This is a genomic window from Bacillus sp. D48C, assembly GCF_053345735.1.
The window spans coordinates 439,382-459,478 of sequence record NZ_JBKFAQ010000002.1 but is presented as its reverse complement, the minus strand read 5'-3'; the positions used below and the strand labels follow the sequence as shown (position 1 = coordinate 459,478).

The 20,097-nt window shown below is 35.4% G+C and carries 19 protein-coding genes and 1 pseudogene; 12 read left to right on the top strand and 8 right to left on the bottom strand.

Annotated features, from left to right (window positions below):
- Positions 1 to 264: 264 nt before the first annotated feature.
- Positions 265 to 480: pseudogene (locus tag ACLBXA_RS07510) on the bottom strand (DUF1304 domain-containing protein); the annotation flags it as partial.
- Positions 481 to 537: 57 nt separating this feature from the next.
- Positions 538 to 915 carry an HTH-type transcriptional regulator AnsR gene (gene ansR, locus ACLBXA_RS07505; RefSeq protein ID WP_000893569.1) on the bottom strand — a complete coding sequence of 126 codons (378 nt, stop codon included), beginning with the start codon at positions 913 to 915 and terminating at the stop codon, positions 538 to 540.
- A gap of 184 nt (positions 916 to 1,099) precedes the next feature.
- Between ansR and ansA the strand changes: the two genes are divergently transcribed.
- Positions 1,100 to 2,104 carry an asparaginase gene (gene ansA, locus ACLBXA_RS07500; RefSeq protein WP_000722293.1) on the top strand — a complete coding sequence of 335 codons (1,005 nt, stop codon included), beginning with the start codon at positions 1,100 to 1,102 and terminating at the stop codon, positions 2,102 to 2,104.
- Positions 2,105 to 2,157: 53 nt separating this feature from the next.
- Positions 2,158 to 3,588, top strand: coding sequence for an aspartate ammonia-lyase (gene aspA / locus ACLBXA_RS07495; RefSeq protein ID WP_447617156.1), 1,431 nt, complete (start codon positions 2,158 to 2,160; stop codon positions 3,586 to 3,588).
- A gap of 261 nt (positions 3,589 to 3,849) precedes the next feature.
- Here the strand turns inward: aspA and ACLBXA_RS07490 are convergent, their stop codons facing one another.
- Both ACLBXA_RS07490 and ACLBXA_RS07485 read right to left on the bottom strand, forming a co-directional pair.
- Positions 3,850 to 4,704 carry a manganese catalase family protein gene (locus ACLBXA_RS07490; protein WP_000500352.1) on the bottom strand — a complete coding sequence of 285 codons (855 nt, stop codon included), beginning with the start codon at positions 4,702 to 4,704 and terminating at the stop codon, positions 3,850 to 3,852.
- A 234-nt stretch (positions 4,705 to 4,938) separates the two neighbouring features.
- The gene (locus ACLBXA_RS07485) at positions 4,939 to 6,072 is read right to left on the bottom strand and encodes a zinc-dependent alcohol dehydrogenase (protein ID WP_000649089.1); all 1,134 of its coding nucleotides are present in this window, start codon (positions 6,070 to 6,072) and stop codon (positions 4,939 to 4,941) included.
- A 265-nt stretch (positions 6,073 to 6,337) separates the two neighbouring features.
- On the opposite strand from ACLBXA_RS07485, the gene sasP reads away from it, so the two are divergent.
- Together sasP and ACLBXA_RS07475 are read left to right on the top strand one after the other, a co-directional pair.
- On the top strand, positions 6,338 to 6,550 hold the full coding sequence (gene sasP, locus ACLBXA_RS07480) for a small acid-soluble spore protein, SasP family (protein WP_000002835.1): 213 nt from the start codon (positions 6,338 to 6,340) through the stop codon (positions 6,548 to 6,550).
- Between the two features lie 294 nt (positions 6,551 to 6,844).
- Entirely contained in the window at positions 6,845 to 7,360 is a 516-nt protein-coding gene (locus tag ACLBXA_RS07475; protein WP_000512140.1) for a DUF3231 family protein, read from the top strand.
- Between the two features lie 35 nt (positions 7,361 to 7,395).
- On the opposite strand, the gene ACLBXA_RS07470 is transcribed toward ACLBXA_RS07475, so the two are convergent.
- Both ACLBXA_RS07470 and ACLBXA_RS07465 read right to left on the bottom strand, forming a co-directional pair.
- Positions 7,396 to 7,872: a YndM family protein gene (locus ACLBXA_RS07470; protein ID WP_000680680.1), complete on the bottom strand. Its 477-nt coding sequence runs from the start codon at positions 7,870 to 7,872 to the stop codon at positions 7,396 to 7,398.
- A 304-nt stretch (positions 7,873 to 8,176) separates the two neighbouring features.
- The gene (locus ACLBXA_RS07465; protein WP_447617155.1) at positions 8,177 to 9,022 is read right to left on the bottom strand and encodes an MBL fold metallo-hydrolase; all 846 of its coding nucleotides are present in this window, start codon (positions 9,020 to 9,022) and stop codon (positions 8,177 to 8,179) included.
- Positions 9,023 to 9,525: 503 nt separating this feature from the next.
- Between ACLBXA_RS07465 and ppsA the strand changes: the two genes are divergently transcribed.
- Positions 9,526 to 12,132, top strand: a complete 2,607-nt coding sequence (gene ppsA, locus ACLBXA_RS07460) for a phosphoenolpyruvate synthase (RefSeq protein ID WP_000094220.1) — start codon at positions 9,526 to 9,528, stop codon at positions 12,130 to 12,132.
- Positions 12,133 to 12,183: 51 nt separating this feature from the next.
- Here ppsA and ACLBXA_RS07455 read toward each other — a convergent pair whose 3' ends face one another.
- Positions 12,184 to 12,801 carry a TetR/AcrR family transcriptional regulator gene (locus tag ACLBXA_RS07455; protein WP_001205690.1) on the bottom strand — a complete coding sequence of 206 codons (618 nt, stop codon included), beginning with the start codon at positions 12,799 to 12,801 and terminating at the stop codon, positions 12,184 to 12,186.
- Between the two features lie 171 nt (positions 12,802 to 12,972).
- Between ACLBXA_RS07455 and ACLBXA_RS07450 the strand changes: the two genes are divergently transcribed.
- Positions 12,973 to 14,154 carry a YhgE/Pip domain-containing protein gene (locus ACLBXA_RS07450; RefSeq protein WP_063675506.1) on the top strand — a complete coding sequence of 394 codons (1,182 nt, stop codon included), beginning with the start codon at positions 12,973 to 12,975 and terminating at the stop codon, positions 14,152 to 14,154.
- Positions 14,155 to 14,258: 104 nt separating this feature from the next.
- Here the strand turns inward: ACLBXA_RS07450 and ACLBXA_RS07445 are convergent, their stop codons facing one another.
- A complete protein-coding gene (locus ACLBXA_RS07445; RefSeq protein ID WP_063675505.1) occupies positions 14,259 to 14,765 on the bottom strand; it encodes a GNAT family N-acetyltransferase in 507 nt (168 codons plus the stop codon).
- 309 nt (positions 14,766 to 15,074) lie between these two features.
- Here ACLBXA_RS07445 and ACLBXA_RS07440 point away from each other — a divergent pair, with 309 nt between their 5' ends.
- The 6 genes from ACLBXA_RS07440 to ACLBXA_RS07415 all read left to right on the top strand — a co-directional run bounded on the left by ACLBXA_RS07440 (position 15,075) and on the right by ACLBXA_RS07415 (position 19,857).
- Positions 15,075 to 15,509, top strand: a complete 435-nt coding sequence (locus ACLBXA_RS07440) for a ferritin-like domain-containing protein (RefSeq protein WP_000282834.1) — start codon at positions 15,075 to 15,077, stop codon at positions 15,507 to 15,509.
- 216 nt (positions 15,510 to 15,725) lie between these two features.
- On the top strand, positions 15,726 to 16,193 hold the full coding sequence (locus ACLBXA_RS07435; protein ID WP_063675504.1) for a DUF2691 family protein: 468 nt from the start codon (positions 15,726 to 15,728) through the stop codon (positions 16,191 to 16,193).
- A gap of 23 nt (positions 16,194 to 16,216) precedes the next feature.
- Positions 16,217 to 16,732 carry a GNAT family N-acetyltransferase gene (locus ACLBXA_RS07430; protein WP_000440746.1) on the top strand — a complete coding sequence of 172 codons (516 nt, stop codon included), beginning with the start codon at positions 16,217 to 16,219 and terminating at the stop codon, positions 16,730 to 16,732.
- The gene (locus tag ACLBXA_RS07425) at positions 16,733 to 17,614 is read left to right on the top strand and encodes an aminoglycoside phosphotransferase family protein (protein WP_118961880.1); all 882 of its coding nucleotides are present in this window, start codon (positions 16,733 to 16,735) and stop codon (positions 17,612 to 17,614) included. It begins immediately after the preceding gene.
- 108 nt (positions 17,615 to 17,722) lie between these two features.
- Entirely contained in the window at positions 17,723 to 19,051 is a 1,329-nt protein-coding gene (locus ACLBXA_RS07420; RefSeq protein ID WP_001289409.1) for a YjiH family protein, read from the top strand.
- A gap of 218 nt (positions 19,052 to 19,269) precedes the next feature.
- Entirely contained in the window at positions 19,270 to 19,857 is a 588-nt protein-coding gene (locus ACLBXA_RS07415) for a GNAT family N-acetyltransferase (protein WP_000402591.1), read from the top strand.
- Positions 19,858 to 20,097: the final 240 nt, after the last annotated feature.

Sequence of the window (20,097 nt, the reverse complement as noted above, 5' to 3'; positions counted from 1 at the left end):
CGAAAGTTAGAAAGGTCGGTTTATTAAGTAGTCTCTAGGGAATGAGCCTAGTACAATACTGGATTCATTTCCTTTTATTTTTCCTTGATTCTTTCATGATTATAGTACTTTATCTACTTTGCTAATTCTTGTTTGAATTCTGTTATACTTTCAAATTCTTTCGATACAGAAATAGACATACAAAAACGCCATTCTTTCTTATAAATCTACAGAAAGAATGGCGTATTCTTCAAAAGTGAGTTCCTTTATTGAAAAGCTTTAGTTCTATATGACAGATAAAAGGGCAAGCAACGCTAAAATAGCGAGAAATCCTTGTTTCATGATAATTGATTTATTGGATGTGAAACCTCCGAAAATAGCCGCTACCACTACACAAATGATGAAAAATAATTGAATCATATAACCAATGGGATTATTTCCAAGTATAAGTCCCCGAATGAGGCCAGCTGCTAAGAATTCATTATATAAACCGTTTGCAAATTAATTGTCTAAGTATTTCTAAGTTTAAAGAGTACAGTGTCTTCGTTTTTTATTGAATCAACTTTTACATGTTGGTTCAATATTTTCTATTCTCTTGGAACTTAGTTCTCGTTTACTTCTCACAAAAGCAATAAAATCTATTATCTCTTCTGTTGACAGTGCTTCTCCATCTATTAAAAGTGTTGGATCTGGATCGTTTAGGAGTCTTGTAATATCAATTACATCTTTGTTTTGATGTGAATGTTCAATTCGACCTAATATATAATCTACAGATGTATCAAATAAATCGGCTATTTTTGATAAAGATTGTAATGAAGGTAATCTATAACCATTTTCATACCCGGCATAGGTGCTTTTCGCAATCCCAAGTCGATCTGCTGTCTCTTGTAAGGACCATTTTTGATTTTTTCTTAATTTAGATAAACGTTCCAGCATTCGTCTCATACCCCATCTAATTTTATTAAATTAATTATAACATAGAAAAAGAATCAAGAATAGAAAAAAAGTACGCGTATTGAATACAAAATCTTGATTAATTCAAATTAAGTTCTATAATAATAAATATAAATACGCATTACGCGAACGATATATCGTTGTTTATTTTATGGAGGGGTTGTGTATGAAGAAAATTTTATTACTTGCAACTGGTGGGACAATTGCATCTGTGGAGGGGAATGAGGGGCTTGTTCCAGGATTGTCCGCTGAGGAATTATTGAATTATTTTTCGAAGTCTTCTCGAAACTTAGAAATAGATTGCAAAATCTTAATGAATATTGATAGTACCAATATGCAACCTGAGCACTGGAAAGAAATAGCTAATGCTGTTTTTAATCACTATGATGACTATGACGGGTTTGTGATTACACATGGAACGGATACGTTAGCTTATACATCTTCCGCGTTATCTTATATGCTTCAAGGTTTAAGAAAACCAGTTGTTTTAACAGGTTCACAAGTACCTATTAGTTTTAAAAAGACAGACGCAAAGAAAAATGTAGCTGATGCTCTTAGATTTGCCTGTGAGGATGTTGGCGGTGTGTTTATTGTTTTTGATAGTAGGGTGATTATTGGGACGAGAGCAGTTAAAATGCGAACAAAAAGTTATGATGCATTTGAAAGTGTGAATTATCCATATGTTGCTGAGGTAAATGAAGATGAACTGAAATATCATTGGAAGCCAAAGTCCTCCCATAATGAACTTTCAATAAATACTAATTTATGTACGGATGTTTTTCTTATGAAATTGTATCCAGGTACAAAACCAGAGATATTTGATTGTTTAAAAGATTTGTACAAAGGGATTATTATTGAAAGTTTTGGTAACGGTGGATTACCTTTTGAAGGAAGGAACTTGCTTTCGAAAATTCAAGAGTTGACTGAAATGGGGATTGCTGTAGTGATTACTACTCAATGCCTGGAAGAAGGAGAAGACATACTTCTCTATGAAGTAGGACGGAAAGTGGCACAACATCAAGTAATATTATCTGGAGATATGAATACGGAAGCCATCATAGCAAAATTGATGTGGGCGCTTGGGAAAACTAATAAATTAGAAGAGATTAAAAAAATTATTGAAGAGCCTTTAGCCTACGATTTAACAATAAAATCTGATAAGGATTGGTAATGACTTCATATGATTTATTTAGGTTTTACATTTAATATGGGGGAGAAATTAAAATGGAAATGACAAACAAGAACGTGCGAGTGGAGAATGATTTTTTGGGAGGAAAGGAATTACCTATTGAGGCATATTACGGAATTCAAACTTTACGCGCTGTTGAAAATTTCCCGATTACAGGGTATAAAATTCATGAAAGTTTAATTAAAGCGTTCGCAGTTGTAAAAAAAGCTGCAGCGCTTGCCAATACAGATGTAGGAAGATTGGAATTAAACAAGGGCGGTGCCATCGCAGAAGCTGCTCAAGAAATTCTTGATGGAAAATGGCATGATCATTTCATCGTAGATCCAATCCAAGGCGGAGCAGGTACTTCAATGAATATGAATGCAAATGAAGTCATGGCCAATCGTGCTCTTGAATTATTAGGAATGGAAAAGGGAGACTATCATTATATTAGTCCAAATAGTCATGTAAACATGGCGCAATCAACAAACGATGCATTCCCAACGGCGATTCATATTGCAACATTAAACGCATTAGAAGGCTTATTACAAACGATGGGTTATATGCACGATATATTTGAATTAAAATCAGAACAGTTCGACCATGTGATTAAAATGGGTCGTACACATTTACAAGACGCTGTGCCAATTCGTCTTGGACAAGAATTTAAAGCATATTCTCGCGTACTTGAACGTGATATGAAACGTATTCAACAATCGCGTCAACACTTATATGAAGTAAATATGGGGGCAACTGCAGTTGGTACAGGCTTAAATGCAGATCCAGAATATATTGAAGCAGTTGTAAAACATTTAGCTGCAATTAGTGAACTCCCGCTTGTCGGTGCAGAAGATTTAGTAGATGCGACGCAAAATACGGATGCGTATACTGAAGTATCTGCAGCACTGAAAGTATGTATGATGAATATGTCTAAAATTGCGAATGACCTTCGCTTAATGGCATCAGGTCCTCGTGTTGGTTTAGCTGAAATTATGTTACCAGCTCGCCAACCAGGTTCTTCTATTATGCCAGGGAAAGTAAACCCTGTTATGCCAGAAGTAATTAATCAAATTGCGTTCCAAGTAATTGGTAATGACCATACAATTTGCCTTGCTTCAGAAGCAGGACAATTAGAATTAAACGTTATGGAACCAGTACTTGTTTTCAACTTACTGCAATCGATTAGCATTATGAATAACGGTTTCCGTGCCTTTACAGATAATTGCTTAAAAGGAATTGAAGCGAATGAAGATCGCTTAAAAGAGTATGTTGAGAAAAGTGTAGGAATTATTACAGCCGTGAACCCTCATATCGGTTATGAAGCAGCAGCTCGCGTTGCGAAAGAAGCAATCGCGACAGGGCAATCCGTTCGAGAACTTTGTGTGAAAAATGGTGTACTGTCACAAGAAGACTTAGAATTAATTCTAGATCCATTCGAAATGACACACCCAGGGATTGCAGGAGCAACTCTTTTAAAGAAAAATTAAAAGAAGAGGGGGGAGAAGTCCCTCCTCTTTGTTTACAATATAAGGATGTTATACGTGAATAGAGGTAGAGAGATTATAAGTAAGTATACAGTGGCGTTTAATGGTTCATAGAAACAAAATTAAGAGGAGCAGCAATATAATCAACATCACTTTTAAATAAAGAGGATTTATTAAAACATCCTATCATGTTAACAACAAGTTTACATGAATCTTTATAAATAACTATGACCAACCATGAATCAATAGTTGGCCATAATGATCTTAAAGACCCATATCTTTTAATCCAGGACTATGCTCATTTGGCATTTCAGGAAGTTCTGGTACAGGAAAACCTTTTGGCGGGTCAGTTACTGCTAATGTTCCTTTGTTTCTACTTGGTGATTCACCTTGGAATATTTCTCCCATTCTTGTTGGATCTAAGCTAAAATTAAATTGTGCGTTATGGAATCCCATGTCTACATACTTTCTGCACTCTGGGTATTTATTAATATCATAGTTCGGCACAGGGAAGAGTTTTCCCCATTCAACACCCAATGTCTCTAAAGCTTTTGCGAAAGCATTTTGATGTGCATTATCACGTACAATTAAAAATGCAAGAGTTTCTCTAAATGTTTGATTAGAACTCATTTCATAAATTCTAGTCTTTTGAAGTACGCCTGTAGATTCAAGTACGACATTATCTAGTAAATCGCTAATTAAGTTTCCATGACTATATACCCAAGATCCATTCCACGGATTTCCAGCTGCATCAACAGGTAATGAACTTTGAGCACCTACAATAAAGTGGTGAGGGTTTGCATGTTTAACCGCTTCATCAAGCGGTGCGTTGTCAATACCAGCATTTCCTGGCGTAGGTTCACCAGATCCAGTTAGTAGCTGATTAATTGTATGTTGTACAAGTTCTACATGGCTTATTTCCTCTAAAAAAACACCTCGAAGTAAATCGCGATATTGCTTCTCTTTACCTCTAAAATTTGAGCTTTGGAAGAAGTATTGCATCATTGTACGCATTTCGCCATAATGCCCACCTAATATTTCTTGTAAAACTTTTGCGGCAGCTGGATCTGGCTTGTCCGGCTTGATAATATTAATCAGTTCTTCTTTATAATAAAACATGAAGTACACCTCTTTTAAGTTAGTTAACATTGTTATCGTGTCCGCTAATTGGTTACTTAATACTCAAATTCATTTTTTTACCAATAAATCATGATCTCAAAATGCAAATTCTTTTGGAAATAACTATTTTCGATATGAGATGAAAATGGGGGAATAGCTACTTACAATTTAATAAAAAAGATAAGATTACGGAGTGTAATCTTATCTTTTTATTAAGAATAATAAATTGTATCTTCAAGGTTTTAAAATGACTTTTATACAATCATCTTCACGATTATTAAAAATTTGATAACCATAGCTCGCTTCTTCAAGGGGGATTTTGTGTGTAATAATCTCTTTTGGATCAAATTCTTTATTTGTTATTTTTTTAAATAGTTCCGGCATAAAATGAATGACAGGTGCTTGTCCCATTTTAAGATTAATATTTCTAACCCAAAATGCCCCGAGTGGAAATGCATTATAATTGCCACCATAAACGCCAGTCATTTGAACCGTTCCATATTTCCTTACGGCTTTCGTAGCGATTTGAATAGGGCCGAGAGTTCCGCCTTGTAGTTTCAATTTTTGTTCCAGAAATTCTAGAGGCGATTTTTTTCCATCCATTCCCACGCAATCAATGACTACATCGGCACCGCCATGTGTAATTTCCTTTAAATGTTCTCCCATATCTGGAAATTTTGTAAACTCAAATACCTCAACATTGTTAATCTTTTTTGCGTAATTCATTCGATAATCTAAGTAATCCACTGCTATTACGCGCTTAGCACCTTGCATCCAGGCAAATTTTTGTGTCATTAATCCAACAGGTCCACAACCAAGGACGATAACGGTATCACCTGGCTTAACGCCTGCGTTTATTACACTCCAATAGGCTGTTGGTAAAACATCTGATAAAAATAGTAGGGATTCATCTTCAAGATCGCATGATTCCGGTATAACAAATGGAGTGAAATTTCCAAAAGGAACTTTTAAATATTCTGCTTGTCCGCCTGGATGATTACCAAATTTCTCCGTATAACCAAAGTATCCACCAGAATCGTAATGAGGGTTTGAGTTATCACATTGACTTTCCATTTCATGTTGGCAATAGAAACAATGTCCACAAGAAACGTTGAAGGGGATGACAACACGATCGCCTTTTTTCACTTTAGTGACATCTGGCCCGACTTCTTCAACGATTCCCATTGGTTCATGGCCGATAATGTATCCTTGAGGTAAGGGCATGTTACCTTGATATAAATGTAAATCAGAACCGCAAATAGCGGTTGAAGTAATTCTTACAATAATATCATCTTTTTTCTCTAACTTTGCATCATCAACTTGTTTAACTTGTACTTGATTTGGTCCTTGATAGGTTACAGCTTTCATCTCATATCTCCTTTTGGATTATGTCTCAAAACATAATTTTATTTAATCTCTTGGTGAAATAGAAATCTTTCTTTTATTTACTGAAGGGAATTAGGAAGTATACATAGTGTTGTTATGAAAGTATGTTATATCAGTTATTCTTTCTTATATGTTTTGCCCTACTTTAAGAAAAAAATCAATTTTTATTCATAATCTAATTCCCACAAAAAGGATAATTATTATTTCATAATTTGTAGCATATTAAAAACATCGGAGGTGAAACAATATGGCAAACAATAATAGTGGAAGTCGTAATGAATTGTTAGTTGGAGGTGCTGAACAGGCCCTTGATCAAATGAAATATGAAATTGCACAAGAGTTTGGTGTACAACTTGGTGCAGATACAACAGCTCGTTCAAACGGATCTGTTGGTGGTGAAATTACAAAACGTTTAGTAGCAATGGCTGAACAACAACTTGGTGGTAGAGCTAACCGCTAAGTAAATTGGCATACAATATAGCAGATATGTAAATCAATTTCTTTTGTATATGTATAAAAATAAAAACCCTTATAGTAAATGGATTCTCACTCAAAGATTATTGATAATCTTCTTTCATAATCTTTGAGTATTTAATTTGTAAACTACTTTCCTAAACAATAAACACGCAGTGTTGGAAAGGTGTTTTCCATGCATAATAGAAAATCTTTTGCAGGAAAAAGCATACTTAAAAATTTGATTTCAATATTGAAATCAATATTGATTATGATATTTTCGAAAGGGAGGAATTTAAAAATGGGTATTTTAAGTGGAAATCCTCAAAATGAACCGTTACATTACGGAGAAGTATTTGATATTTGGAGTTATCTTCTAGCTGCACAAGGTGGAATCGCAAGCCATCAAGTGTTTATGAATCACACAGGTGACGAAGATTTGAAGAAGTTTTTAGAAAGCTTAATTGAAAATGATATGAACTCGGAAATAGAAGAGTTAAAAACTCTTTTAAAGGTTAATGGCGTAGCTTTACCGCCTGCTCCTCCAGAACGACCAGTTGCATCTATCGAAGACATTCCCCCAGGGGCACGTATTAATGATGCTGAAATAGCAGCAGCTGTTTCTACAGGATTAGCAGCTGGACTTGTGACATGTAGTCAAGTGATGGGAAAATGTCTTCGAGAAGATGTAGGGATGTTATTCGGACAATTTCATATGAAAAAAGCGCAAGCAGGTGTAACTTTGCTGCGTTTAAGTAAGAAAAAAGGGTGGGTAGTTCCACCACCGTTACATGTAAGAAACTCTGATCAAGCTTAATAACCAAAAATAAAAAAGTGGCATTGGCCACTTTTTTATTTTTTAGATGTATCCCCAATTTTGGATTTATTTATTGTAGAAGAATCCATATATTCATCTGACATTTCCATAGCATATTTATCATGATGAATATGCTTGTGATTTCTTAATTCATCGTCGTTACGCAGCACTAGTCTCTTCATATAAATGTGGAAGAAAATTTCTGTTCCACCAATAATTAAAGCGGCTATAAATGAAGAAAGTCCAATATTACGAGTAGTGTCTAAATTAGTGAATAAGTATGTTAGTAACCAAATTCCGAAAAAAGTTAAGCCGAAATCTGCAATTGTAGCAATCATATTTCCGTATTTAGGTAAAATGAAGAGATCGCCGATTAAATAGGCAGCCCCTGTTAAGAAAAGAGAAATGAGTAATACTCTAGGAATTGAAATGCCTTGAAAGATACTGAGTACGATAAGTAATACTGCAGTTATCGCTGTGTATTTAATTAATAAAGCAACAATATGTTTCATCATTTTCCTCCATTATTTAAACGTATATGGAATAAAAGATTTCATTAAAAACGGGTTATGCTATATAGCGTAACCCATTTTAATCAACCTTTAATGGTAAGAAGTACAACCTGGGTAAGAAGCGGGCTTATACTACAGATAGTATTTGAGGAATATCGAGTTTTATTCACAAGGCGTAGTTCTATTCTAATAATAGAGATGTTGCCTAAGTACAGTGTTTTTTATTAAACTTAATAATTTTTTCCGTTTTGATTTTGTTTCTTAAATATAAGAATAAAAATTATTTTCATGCTTAATGTATCTTTTAGTCTACATATTCTCCATAATCGGGTAAAGCGATTTTATCAAATTCTTGAACGAGTGTTTTGAGGCTTGTTGATAGCAATTCACCCGACATCGGTATCCCATGTCCAGTAACAGCGGTTAGAGGCTTTAACTTCTCTAGCTTAATAACTGACTCTTTAGCGGCTTTCCAGTCTGTTGTTAAATAACGAGGCGGACCGCTTATTTCCTGTTCTTGAGTTATTACTTTATACAGATACTCCTGTTTCACTGTAACAAAAGCGTCCCCAGCAATTAAAGTTCGTTCTTTTTCTCGGAATAATGAAATATGCCCTGGAGTATGTCCTGGTGTATGAATCCATCTAAACTCTGGCATATGGGGAACAGTTCCATCGGTAGGTAGCGCTTTTACGTTATTTCCTAAGTCAATTGGTTCGTTTGGGAACAGAGGAGACATTTTTGCTACCATACCACCTTCAACTGTAGGGTCTGGTTCTGGATAGCTTTGTTGTCCGGTCAGGAACGGTATCTCCATCTGATGTGCATAGACGGGAACATCCCAATACTTGATGAGTTCAATTATTCCCCCAACATGATCAAAATGGCCGTGAGTTAAAATAATGGCTTTTGGGCGACTATTGGTACCAAATCGATCCTCAGCGATAGAGATAATTTTATTTGCACATTTAGGCATTCCAGCATCAACTAAAACAAAATCATTGGTCTCAGGATTTCCAGCAAAGCATATATTGACGATTTGAATCGTGTAACAAAATAAATCAGGCAATACTTCAATGCCATGACCACTTTCAATTGAAGTTGCTGGAATAAACTTGTAATCACTTCCATAATTCATTTCATTGTCCAATTTTTCTCCCCCTTAATATATTTTAATACGACATTATAGTTCCCTAATCTTGAAAATTCATTTTGGCGAATTTGAGAAAAGAATTAATGTGGGATTAAAAAACAATAATTTAGTCCTAGAATTAAGAGAGATTCATATCAATTTATATAAAGTGCAAACAGGAAATATTGATTTTACAATTGTAGTTTCTACTATTTTTTGAGGAGGGATTACGAGTTAATAAAAGATTCATCTGGATATTATAATGTAAGTTTATACAAAAATTACATAACAGTAGCTGATATAAATCCATTAAATAAGACGATTACTTGTACCGATGCTTTTCGTAATCAAAGAATGTTTAAGTTTGGAGATATAATTGAAGTGAATTCGAGGGGATAAATAAAAAAGATTATCTCTTCCTAACTTAATTATATCATGTAAATCAAGTTCGAAATAGACTGTTTCTTCTCATTTACTACTGATACAATCAAGAACACAAGTAAAGTAAGGAGAGATGTTACATGAGTTCTTTCGTTCTCGATTTTCAGGAAATAGAAAACACGTACCTTTCACTTGTCGGTGGAAAAGGTTTGAATTTAGGGGAGTTATCCAACATTCAAGGGATACAAGTGCCAGAAGGATTTTGTGTTACAACGATAGGGTATGAAAAGGCCATCGAGCAAAATGAAGGGCTTCAAATTTTGTTGCAGCAGCTAACGATGCTAAAAATTGAGGAACGAGATCAAATTTGTGAAATTAGTAAGAAGATTAGAGAAGTCATTATGGCGGTGGAAATTCCAGTTGATGTAGTGGAATCAGTAGCTCATCATCTCTCTCGCTTTGGCGATGAACATGCGTATGCAGTGCGTTCGAGTGCTACTGCTGAAGATTTACCATATGCCTCGTTTGCTGGTCAACAAGATACGTATTTAAATATTATTGGAAAAGAAAGCATTTTGCAGCATATTAAAAAATGCTGGGCTTCTTTATTTACAGATCGAGCGGTTATATACCGAATGCAAAACGTTTTTGATCATAATCAAGTTTCTATATGTGTTGTCGTTCAAAAAATGGTTTTCCCTGTGGCTTCAGGGATTTTATTTACTGCCGATCCGATTACTTCGAATAGGAAGGTGTTGTCAATCGATGCCAGCTTTGGACTTGGCGAGGCGCTAGTATCTGGATTGGTTTCTGCCGATAATTATAAGGTAAAAGAAGATGAAATCGTCGGAAAGGTCATCGCAACGAAAAAATTAGCCATCTATGGACGAAAAGAAGGCGGAACAGAGACAAAGAAAATTGCTCCTAATCAGCAAAAAGTTCAAACACTTACTGAACAACAAATTTTACAACTAGCACGCATCGGAAGACAAATCGAAGTTTATTTTGGTTGTCCGCAAGATATTGAATGGTGTTTAGTTGATGATACATTTTATATAGTCCAAAGCAGGCCGATTACGACTTTATATCCAATTCCAGGAGTAAATGATGGGGAAAATCATGTGTATATATCGGTTGGTCACCAACAAATGATGACCGATGCGATGAAACCACTTGGGTTATCTTTTTTCTTGTTAACGACTAGTGCACCTATGCGTAAAGCGGGAGGCAGGTTATTTGTTGATGCTACGCAACAATTAGCTTTACCTGCTAGCAGAGATTACTTAATAAACACTTTAGGAAAATCGGATCCACTCGTAAGAGATGCATTAACGACTATAATCGAGCGAGATGATTTTATTCAATTGTTACCGGATGATGAAAAAGGAAAGAGTGCTAGTAAAAGTAAGCAACCTGCAAGTTCGCAAACAGAAATCGAAAATAATACGGCAATCGTTACGAATTTAATACAGAATAGTCAAGAATCAATCGAAGAGTTAAAACGAAACATGCAAACGAAATCAGGTGTGGATGTATTTGATTTTATTTTGCAAGACATCCAGCAATTAAAGAAAGTATTATTTAACCCGCAAAGTATAGCTGTTATTATGGCTGGTATGAATGCTTCAACATGGATGAATGAAAAGATGGAGCAATGGCTAGGTGAAAAAAATGCAGCAGATACACTTTCTCAATCCGTACAAAATAATATTACTTCAGAAATGGGTTTAGCATTATTAGATGTTGCAGATGTGATTCGGCCGTATCCAGAAGTCATTGCGTATTTACAGCATGTAGAAGATGACAGCTTTTTAGATGAATTAGTTCAGTTTAAAGGCGGGGAAAAAGTTCGGGATGCAATCGAGGCGTTTCTAAGCAAATATGGAATGAGATGCAGCGGAGAAATCGACATTACGAAAACGCGCTGGAGTGAAAAGCCAACAATCATTATCCCGATGATTTTAAATAATATAAGAGACTTTGAAGCTGGCGCTAGTAAGCGAAAGTTTGAAGAAGGACTACAGGAAGCTTTGAAAAAAGAAGAAGAGTTAGTAGATCGATTACAAGACTTGCCGGATGGAAAACAAAAAGTAGAAGAAACGAAGCGAATGATTCGCAACATCCGTAATTGTATCGGTTATCGTGAATATCCAAAATACGGCATGATTAATCGTTATTTTATATATAAGCAGGCGTTATTGAAAGAAGCTAAGCAACTTGTGCAGAGCGGGGTCATTCATGAAGTCGATGATATATACTACTTAACTTTTGAAGAACTTCACGAAGTCGTCCGCACAAATAAACTAGATTACGAGCTTATTCATAAGCAAAAAAATGAGTACAAATTATATGAAAAACTAACGCCGCCGCGAGTTATGACGTCTGATGGAGAAATCATTACAGGTAAATATAAACGAGAAAATCTCCCAGCTGAAGCAATAGTAGGTTTGCCTGTTTCTTCTGGAGTGATTGAGGGGAGAGCACGCGTTATTTTAAATATGGAAGACGCGAATTTGGAAGAGGGAGATATATTAGTTACGGCATTTACCGATCCTGGCTGGACACCTTTGTTTGTTTCTATAAAAGGGTTAGTAACAGAAGTCGGTGGGCTTATGACGCACGGAGCAGTAATTGCACGTGAGTATGGATTACCAGCAGTCGTCGGAGTAGAGAATGCTACGAAACGAATAAAAGACGGTCAACGAATTCGGATACATGGAACAGAAGGGTATATTGAAGTGTTGTAAGTAAAAGAGCATCCACTATTATAGTGGATGCTCTTTTATTATATAGCTGACTTATTTCTTTAAACCAGCCGCATAAAAAGGTCCATGAACTGCAATAGTTGATAAAAAGCGAGCAATCTCCTCAGGTGTTTCTTTTTGTCCATTATTTAACCATTGCTGTATGACACCTATATGTGCAGATGCCATATAAGAAGTTAAGTATTCGCTTGGAACAAGTAAATTTTCCTTATTAATGAGAGGACCATTCGTATCTTCAAATAATGTTTTCCACATAAAATCTTTCAGTTTTGTTTGGAAAGATAAATCTCCATTTGGGCTAAGCACAGCTCTCATAAAATCACTATTTTCATTTAGAAATTCAAGAATAGAAGTGATAAGTATAAATGGCATTGTTGGAGAAGGATTTGTTCCAAGATCAGCAATAACTTCCGGGAATTTCTGTTTGGCAATTTTAGAAAACTCGTACATAATGTCTTCTTGGCATTTTGTCATTAAATCAAATTTATCTTGATAGTGCGCATAGAAAGTACCGCGATTAATGTTTGCTTTCGTTGTAATATCTTTCACTGTAATGGCGTCAAAACCTTTTTCTTCAATTAGCTCCACCAATGCATTTCGTATGGCGGTTTTCGTACGAACAACACGCAAATCTAAATTGCTATCGCGCAACGCATGTCCCTCCTTAATTTTACTCAACACATTTAGAAAATGTGTCTTATAACCGACACATTCCCGATTTTTGATTATTGTATATGGTTCAACTCGAACATATAATTCAAAATATAAATAAACAACACGTTGTTGATTATTATAAATCAAATTAAAGGAGGAAAAAAGAAAATGTTTAAAAATAAACTTTTATTTTTATCACCAGTTATTGCACTGCTTGTTGTTTTTATTTTTTCATTAACGTTATTTCCAACTGTTCAACCGCAGCCGAAAAACTTGCCAATTGCAATTGTAAATGAGGATCAAGGTGTAGAAATTCCAAATCAACCGAAAATGAATATGGGGCAAACAATTGTTGATACGGTGAAAAAATCATCGAAATCAGATGAAGAACCTGCGGTAAAGTGGGTAGAAGTGAAGAATAAGGAAGCAGTTCAAAAAGGGCTAAATAATAAAGAGTATTATGCAGCGTTAGTCATTCCGAAAGAATTTAGTGCAAAACAAGCATCGTTACGAACACCACAGCCATCTTCACCTGAGATAGAAATATATATTAATCAAGGAATGAATACGGCTGCATCAACTATGGCAGGACAAATATTAAATGGCGTGGTTGATAATATGAACAATAATGTCCGTACACAAATATTAGAAGGGTTGAAAACAAAAGGAGCTACTGTAACAACAGACCAAGCTGAGAAATTAGTAACACCTATTGTAAAGAACGTGAAAAATGTGAATGAGGTCGGCAAAAATAGTGCGAACGGTAACTCACCAATATCATTGTTCCAACCGTTATGGATTGCAAGTTTAGCTAGTGCAGCGATTATTTTTATTGCGATTAGTAAAATGCCAGTAAGCTCAAGAAAAGAAAACTTTCTGTTAAAAGTAAAACAAATCGTAACAGGGGCTATTGCGACACTTGTAATTGGGTTTGGTCTTACATGGATTGCAGATGGGATGGTAGGGTTAAATATTTCGAACTTCACGGATACAGCTCTATTCTTATCTATTACTTCTTTTAGTTTCTTCTTAATGATATCTGCGGTACTTTCATTAGTTGGACTAAAAGGAATCGGTTTATTCGCTTTATTACTATTCTTCGGAGCGCCGTTATTATCGTTAGCACCTGAGATGTTGTCTCCGTTTTATCAAGACTGGGTTTACTCATGGTTACCAATGAAATTTATGATTGAAGGCCTAAGAGAAATCTTCTTCTTCGGAAAAGGATTAAGCTGGAATACACCTGTTACTGTACTCGTTTGGATTGGTATAGTAAGTATGGTTACTATATTAGCAACTACATTCAAACGTAGTGTAGTAAAAGGGCATAAAACAGAATTGAACGCTTAAAAAAAGCCGTTTCACTAAATTAGTGAAACGGCTTTTTTGTGATGAAATCTAAAAGCTGAAGAATGAGTATCTGCTGTTGTCGCCTTAGAATTAAGTCGGAATCTCTAAAAATCGCGTACGTTCCAAACAATCTCACCACGTTCATCATCCCACGTACTGTGATGACGCTTAAATCCTATCTTTTCTAGTACCCGGAGTGAAGCGATATTCCAAGTGCCTACAGTCGACCAAAGTCTATGGCGCCCAGTAGCAATCGCAGCGTCCAGTACAACGGATGCCGCCTCAGTTGCATAACCTTTACCATGGGCGCTGCGGAACAACTCGTATGCAATCTCCGGCTCTTCAAGTGTGGAACGACCGATAATTAAGCCGCAGTATCCGATGAAATCGCCTTCATTGCGCCTTCGAATAGTGAGAAGGGAAATGCCATTTTCCTCTGCCTTCTTGCGCATCTCAATGAGCCGGTTACGAACGGAATCAACGGCTGGAATGTCCACACCACGTTCGCCAATTAATTTGCTCAGCCAAACGGAATCGGATTCCTCCCACATACTAAGCTCAAGTCTTTCGGTTTTCAGCTGGAAGGCCATAGGTTTAAATAAAGATGGCATAGTGGTACCTCCTAGTTATATGACTGGATTCATAATAGCTTCGCATCTCAACACCACATCTGGTTGGAAACCTGATTCATTCGCGAATTTATAGCAACAGCGTACAAAAAAATAGTGATATTTTATCCGCTATTTGCCGTGTAGTAAAATCCCCATTGATTATAGTTTCACTTTATGAATAAGCAATTCCTTTGCAAAATAGACCCTTTTCTCAAACTTTACTTTCAATCTAAAGTCGTCCCGTTATATACACAGGCTCCTACTATTTCTAAATGCATAAAATGTTAAGCGAAAGTATGGAGGGATACGATGTATAATTCGAATTATTATGATTGGTATAGACAAAATGATAAGTTGATTAGTGATATTGAAAAAGCTATAAACGGAGAGTATAGCGCTATAAGCTGCTATGCAAAATTAGCGAATATGGCTCCAAATCAAGTAGAACAAAAACAAATTCTTGAAATTCGTAATGATGAAATAAAGCATTTCCACAACTTTGTACAAATTTATACGAGTTTAACTGGTAGGCAGCCAAAACCACAAATTACTGAAGACTGCCCAAATACGTATTTACAAGGATTAGAGTTCGCTATACAAGATGAACAAAAAACAGTAGATTTTTATTTGGAAATTTCAGATGAGACATCGGATGCACATCTGAAAGAGTTGTTGCGGAGAATAGCTGCGGATGAACAAAATCATGCAGTATGGTTTTTATATTACTTCGTGAAGTCGAAGTGAGCATTAAGAATGAACGACTGATGTGGTGCATATATTAAAAAATATTTTAAAACGTAGTGCAACAATTGAATGAAATATTTAAATGTAAGCAGAAGGAAACCGTTTCGCTAGTAGTGGAGCGGTTTTTTTATGATGTACATATGTATCGACAAAATATAGTAATTACATTTGATATATAATGTATGAAATGAAAATGAATAAGTTAGGAGCAAGCATATGAAAAGAGGGATTACAGTAGATATTCTAGATGGATATGATAATTTACTTTGGAAAGTATTAAAGCCAATTGATATTACTGTATTTGATTGGCAAGTCATGGGAAGGGAGGAAGCTTATATAATAATAGGGAATGAATTAGGTTCAGAGTTATTTTCAGAAGATAACGAGATTATGGAAGGATCAGAATTAAAAAAGCTAATAAAAGATAACATATATTATCTTTTATTTTTAGATTTAAAAGCATGTCCAAAAGGAGAGGTACTAGGAGAAATTGCAACATTTGAAGAATTTAAGGAGAGTAAGTGTGAAGTAGTCGTATTAGTAGCGGATGGTGAGTATATACAAATTTATGCGAAAAACCAAGAAGAGATTGAAATGATGTATGAAAACGCAGTGAATCAAGGATTTTATGTAGAATATATTATAGATGAAAATGATGGAAGGACGCATTTGTCAGTATGGTAGCAATTTGAAAGGGGAACGGCAATATGGAGAGAAATATAAGTAAAGAACATGAAATTCGAATTGCTACTGAAATTGAAAGTGATAGTATTCTCCTTTTATTAAAAGAAGTAGCGCAATGGCTACAATATAAAGAAGTGGATCAGTGGCAGTATCTTTTAGGAGAGGAAGCTACGGCTGAAATACTAGAATGTATAAGAGAAAAATATACATATGTTGTTCTGAAAGAAGATGAAATAGTTGGTACGGTTACAGTTTCTCCTAAACAAAATGAATGGGATGAACATATTTTTGGTAAAGAGGAAGTTTCTAATTCATTATATATTCATAGATTTGCGGTGAAACGGAAGTATAAGGGAAATGGAATAGGCGAATGGATTTTACAGTGGGTAGAAGAGAATGTGCAATGTGATAAAGAGTATTTGAAGTTAGATTGTGTGGGGCATAATCGTACGTTGAATGATTTTTATAAGAAAAATGGTTTTGAATATGTTGGAAGTACGGATGGGCTTAGTAAGTTTCAAAAGAAAAGGAGAATGTGAATGCATCTAATTAATGTAAGTTTAGTTGAAAAGTTAATACAGGAACAGTTTCCCGAATGGGCCCATTTAGAAGTGAAACCTGTAAAGTTTAGTGGGCATGATAATAGGACGTTTCACTTAGGGGATGAGATGAGTGTAAGATTGCCAAGTGATGTGGCATATGCACCGCAAGTAGAGAAAGAAAATAAGTGGTTACCACTATTAAGTAAGAGGCTTTCTTTACCGATTTCTACCCCACTTGCGAAAGGAAATCCATCTGAAGCGTATCCATTGCCTTGGTCTATTAATAAGTGGATAGAGGGGGAAACAGTTACGAAACAAAAAGTTCGTGATTTAAATGAATTTGCAGCGGATTTAGGATCTTTTTTAGTAGAATTGCAATCTATTGATGCGAGTAACGGACCTTTAGCTGGAACACATAATTTTTACCGGGGCGGACTTATATCGGTATATGATGAAGAGGCGAGAGTTGCTATTGAAAATAATAAGGATGTTTTTGACGAGGCATTATTAAAGCACCTTTGGAATGTAGCACTTAGTTCAACATGGGACCGTAAGCCAGTTTGGGTTCATGGAGATGTAGCGCCAGGGAATTTACTCGTTAAAGATGGAAAGCTTTGTGCTGTAATTGATTTTGGTATTTTAGGAGTAGGAGATCCTGCATGTGATGCGGCGATGGCTTGGACATTTTTTGATGAAAATAGTAGAAACGTATTTAAAGAAGTGTTACGTATGGACGAAGAAACATGGAATAGAGCGAGAGGATGGGCACTTTGGAAGGCGTTAATTACATATGACGCAAATAAGGATAGTAATGAGAGGGTGGCAGAAGAATCTTATCGTATCATTCAAGTGATTGTGGATGATTATAAAGGGGAATAGAAAAGCCTATTTCAAAATAGGTTTTTTCATATGATTAAATAGTAGAAACGGAAAGAAGGAATATAACATAATTATACAGAATATTTAGATAATAGGAGGTGTCGAATTTTGAGTGAAATTGAATTAAAGAGCAATATAATTAAGGCAGGGCGAGAGAAGGGGATTATTCTCCGGTTTATACTTGCTAGTCTCGTTGGAGTGTTTATGTTTTTCGTTCCTGTTACGATAAACGGTGCATCGTCTATTATGATTGATCACATCGTATCGTGGATTAGGGCTTCGGTTCCTGACGTAGTACCTTATTATGCATTATTTGTTATGGCAATTGGTGCAATTTATCCATTTTATACGAAGAAATGGAATGCATCTATCGTAGACATTTGTTTTTCTATTTTAAAAGTAGTTGGCGTTGTTTTTGGCATATTATATTGTTTAAAAGTAGGACCAGCTTGGTTCTTTGCGCCAGATGTTGGACCGTTTTTGTATGAGAAGCTAGTCATATCAGTAAGTTTGCTCGTTCCAATTGGCTCGGCGTTTTTAGCGTTATTAGTCGGATATGGATTGCTTGAATTTATCGGTACATTTTGTCGTCCGATTATGAGGCCATTATGGAATACGCCGGGGAGATCGGCAATCGATGCAGTTGCGTCCTTCGTTGGAAGTTATTCGCTTGCCCTCCTTATTACGAATCGCGTGTATAAAGAAGGAAAGTATACCACAAAAGAAGCGGCGATTATCGCTACAGGATTTTCTACAGTATCCGCTACATTTATGATCATCATCGCAAAAACATTAGATATTATGCATTTATGGAATGTTTATTTTTGGACTACGCTTGTTGTAACATTCATCGTGACTGCTATCACCGTAAGAATCCCGCCCCTCAGTAGAAAACCAGATACATATGTAACAGAAGAAGGGTTCCCAGAGCCTGTTTATAAAGAGAAAATGTTAGAATGTGCTTGGGAAGATGCGTTAGAAGTATCAAAGTCTGCACCGAGCATTATGAAAAATATTGCAGTGAATTTAAAAGACGGATTTATTATGACGATGGGAATTTTACCATCCATTATGTCAGTAGGATTAATTGGTATCGTCTTAGCGAAGTTTACGCCAATATTTGATTGGATCAGTTATATTTTCTATCCGTTTACATGGCTATTACAATTACCAGAAGCAGACTTAGCCGCTAAAGCCGCATCAGTTGGTATTGCAGAAATGTTTTTACCGTCATTATTAGTTGTAAGTGCGCCACTTGTGACAAAGTTTGTCATTGCAGTTGTTTCCGTATCATCTATACTGTTTTTCTCCGCTTCCATTCCTTGTATATTATCAACAGATATTCCGTTAAAAGTATCTGAACTTATTATTCTGTATGTGCAGAGAACGATTTTAACGTTGCTTATCATTACGCCGATTGCTTATTTGTTGCTTTGAACTAGAATGTAAGTTCTAAATATATGACGTTTACTAACTTGTGTAAATGAATATTTATTGTAAAATCGTAGGTAGTGCGAAATTATAAGTGCGATGCTTGAATAAAGGCATCGCATTTTTTATTTTTAGATGTACTACACGTTTACGAAAAAATATTTTTATATATTAATAAAACGATATAGATGGTATGTTATAGTAACAACAAAGGGGGCTTACAAATGGAAATTATTCACGAAAGAGCAAAGTTGCGGTTAATGGATAATACTGATGTCGAAACTTTGTTTTCGATTGTAGAAGGAAATCGGGATATTTGGGCGTATTTAATCTCTAAAATGGATAGTGTGCAAGATATGCAACAATACGTTCAAAAAGCGATAAAGGGTTACGGAAGAGGTACTCAAATACCTTTGGTAGTCGTAGATCAACAGACGAATAAGATTGTAGGAAGTACACGTTTATATAATATTTCAGTAGAAGATAAGACAGTTGAGTTAGGGCAAACGTGGTATCATCCGAGTGTGCAACGTACGAGTATAAATACAGAGTGTAAGTATATGCTTCTCCAGTATGCTTTTGAAAAACTGCATATGCTTAGGGTACAAATTAAGACGGATGCAAGAAATGAAAAAGCACAACGAGCAATTGAAAGGTTAGGCGCAGTAAAAGAGGGTGTGCTTAGAAATGAAAGAAAATTACCGAATGGTTATGTGAGAGATGCGGTGGTGTACAGTATTATCTCGAGTGAATGGCCAGGCGTAAAAGAACAATTGTTAGAAAAATTACAGTTATATAAAGAAAAGGTATAATTCGTGTTTTGAAAGGTATATTGTTCGTGAGATATGAAAAATATACCTTTTTTCTTACAAAATGCTACTTTATTTTAATTCCTTTTGTTTCATCGTTCCCTTCTGAGAAAAAATTCGTTACAATGTAGTTGTATGGTAATAAACTTATGAATTTAAAAAAATGTAATGAATACCGCAAATGAAAATGAATTGATAATCCTCAATTTTAAATGAAAACCCTTTTATATATAAATAACAAGT

Excerpts from the sequence above, each read along its gene's own strand:
- sasP (WP_000002835.1), top strand. The coding sequence starts at position 6,338 with ATGGCAAACAATAATAGTGGAAGTCGTAATGAATTGTTAGTTGGAGGT.
- ACLBXA_RS07430 (WP_000440746.1), top strand. The coding sequence starts at position 16,217 with ATGGAGAGAAATATAAGTAAAGAACATGAAATTCGAATTGCTACTGAA.
- ppsA (WP_000094220.1), top strand. The coding sequence starts at position 9,526 with ATGAGTTCTTTCGTTCTCGATTTTCAGGAAATAGAAAACACGTACCTT.
- ACLBXA_RS07470 (WP_000680680.1), bottom strand. The coding sequence starts at position 7,872 with ATGAAACATATTGTTGCTTTATTAATTAAATACACAGCGATAACTGCA.
- ACLBXA_RS07435 (WP_063675504.1), top strand. The coding sequence starts at position 15,726 with ATGAAAAGAGGGATTACAGTAGATATTCTAGATGGATATGATAATTTA.
- ACLBXA_RS07425 (WP_118961880.1), top strand. The coding sequence starts at position 16,733 with ATGCATCTAATTAATGTAAGTTTAGTTGAAAAGTTAATACAGGAACAG.
- ACLBXA_RS07485 (WP_000649089.1), bottom strand. The coding sequence starts at position 6,072 with ATGAAAGCTGTAACCTATCAAGGACCAAATCAAGTACAAGTTAAACAA.
- aspA (WP_447617156.1), top strand. The coding sequence starts at position 2,158 with ATGGAAATGACAAACAAGAACGTGCGAGTGGAGAATGATTTTTTGGGA.
- ansA (WP_000722293.1), top strand. The coding sequence starts at position 1,100 with ATGAAGAAAATTTTATTACTTGCAACTGGTGGGACAATTGCATCTGTG.
- ACLBXA_RS07440 (WP_000282834.1), top strand. The coding sequence starts at position 15,075 with ATGTATAATTCGAATTATTATGATTGGTATAGACAAAATGATAAGTTG.
- ACLBXA_RS07415 (WP_000402591.1), top strand. The coding sequence starts at position 19,270 with ATGGAAATTATTCACGAAAGAGCAAAGTTGCGGTTAATGGATAATACT.
- ACLBXA_RS07490 (WP_000500352.1), bottom strand. The coding sequence starts at position 4,704 with ATGTTTTATTATAAAGAAGAACTGATTAATATTATCAAGCCGGACAAG.
- ansR (WP_000893569.1), bottom strand. The coding sequence starts at position 915 with ATGCTGGAACGTTTATCTAAATTAAGAAAAAATCAAAAATGGTCCTTA.
- ACLBXA_RS07445 (WP_063675505.1), bottom strand. The coding sequence starts at position 14,765 with ATGCCATCTTTATTTAAACCTATGGCCTTCCAGCTGAAAACCGAAAGA.
- ACLBXA_RS07450 (WP_063675506.1), top strand. The coding sequence starts at position 12,973 with ATGTTTAAAAATAAACTTTTATTTTTATCACCAGTTATTGCACTGCTT.
- ACLBXA_RS07475 (WP_000512140.1), top strand. The coding sequence starts at position 6,845 with ATGGGTATTTTAAGTGGAAATCCTCAAAATGAACCGTTACATTACGGA.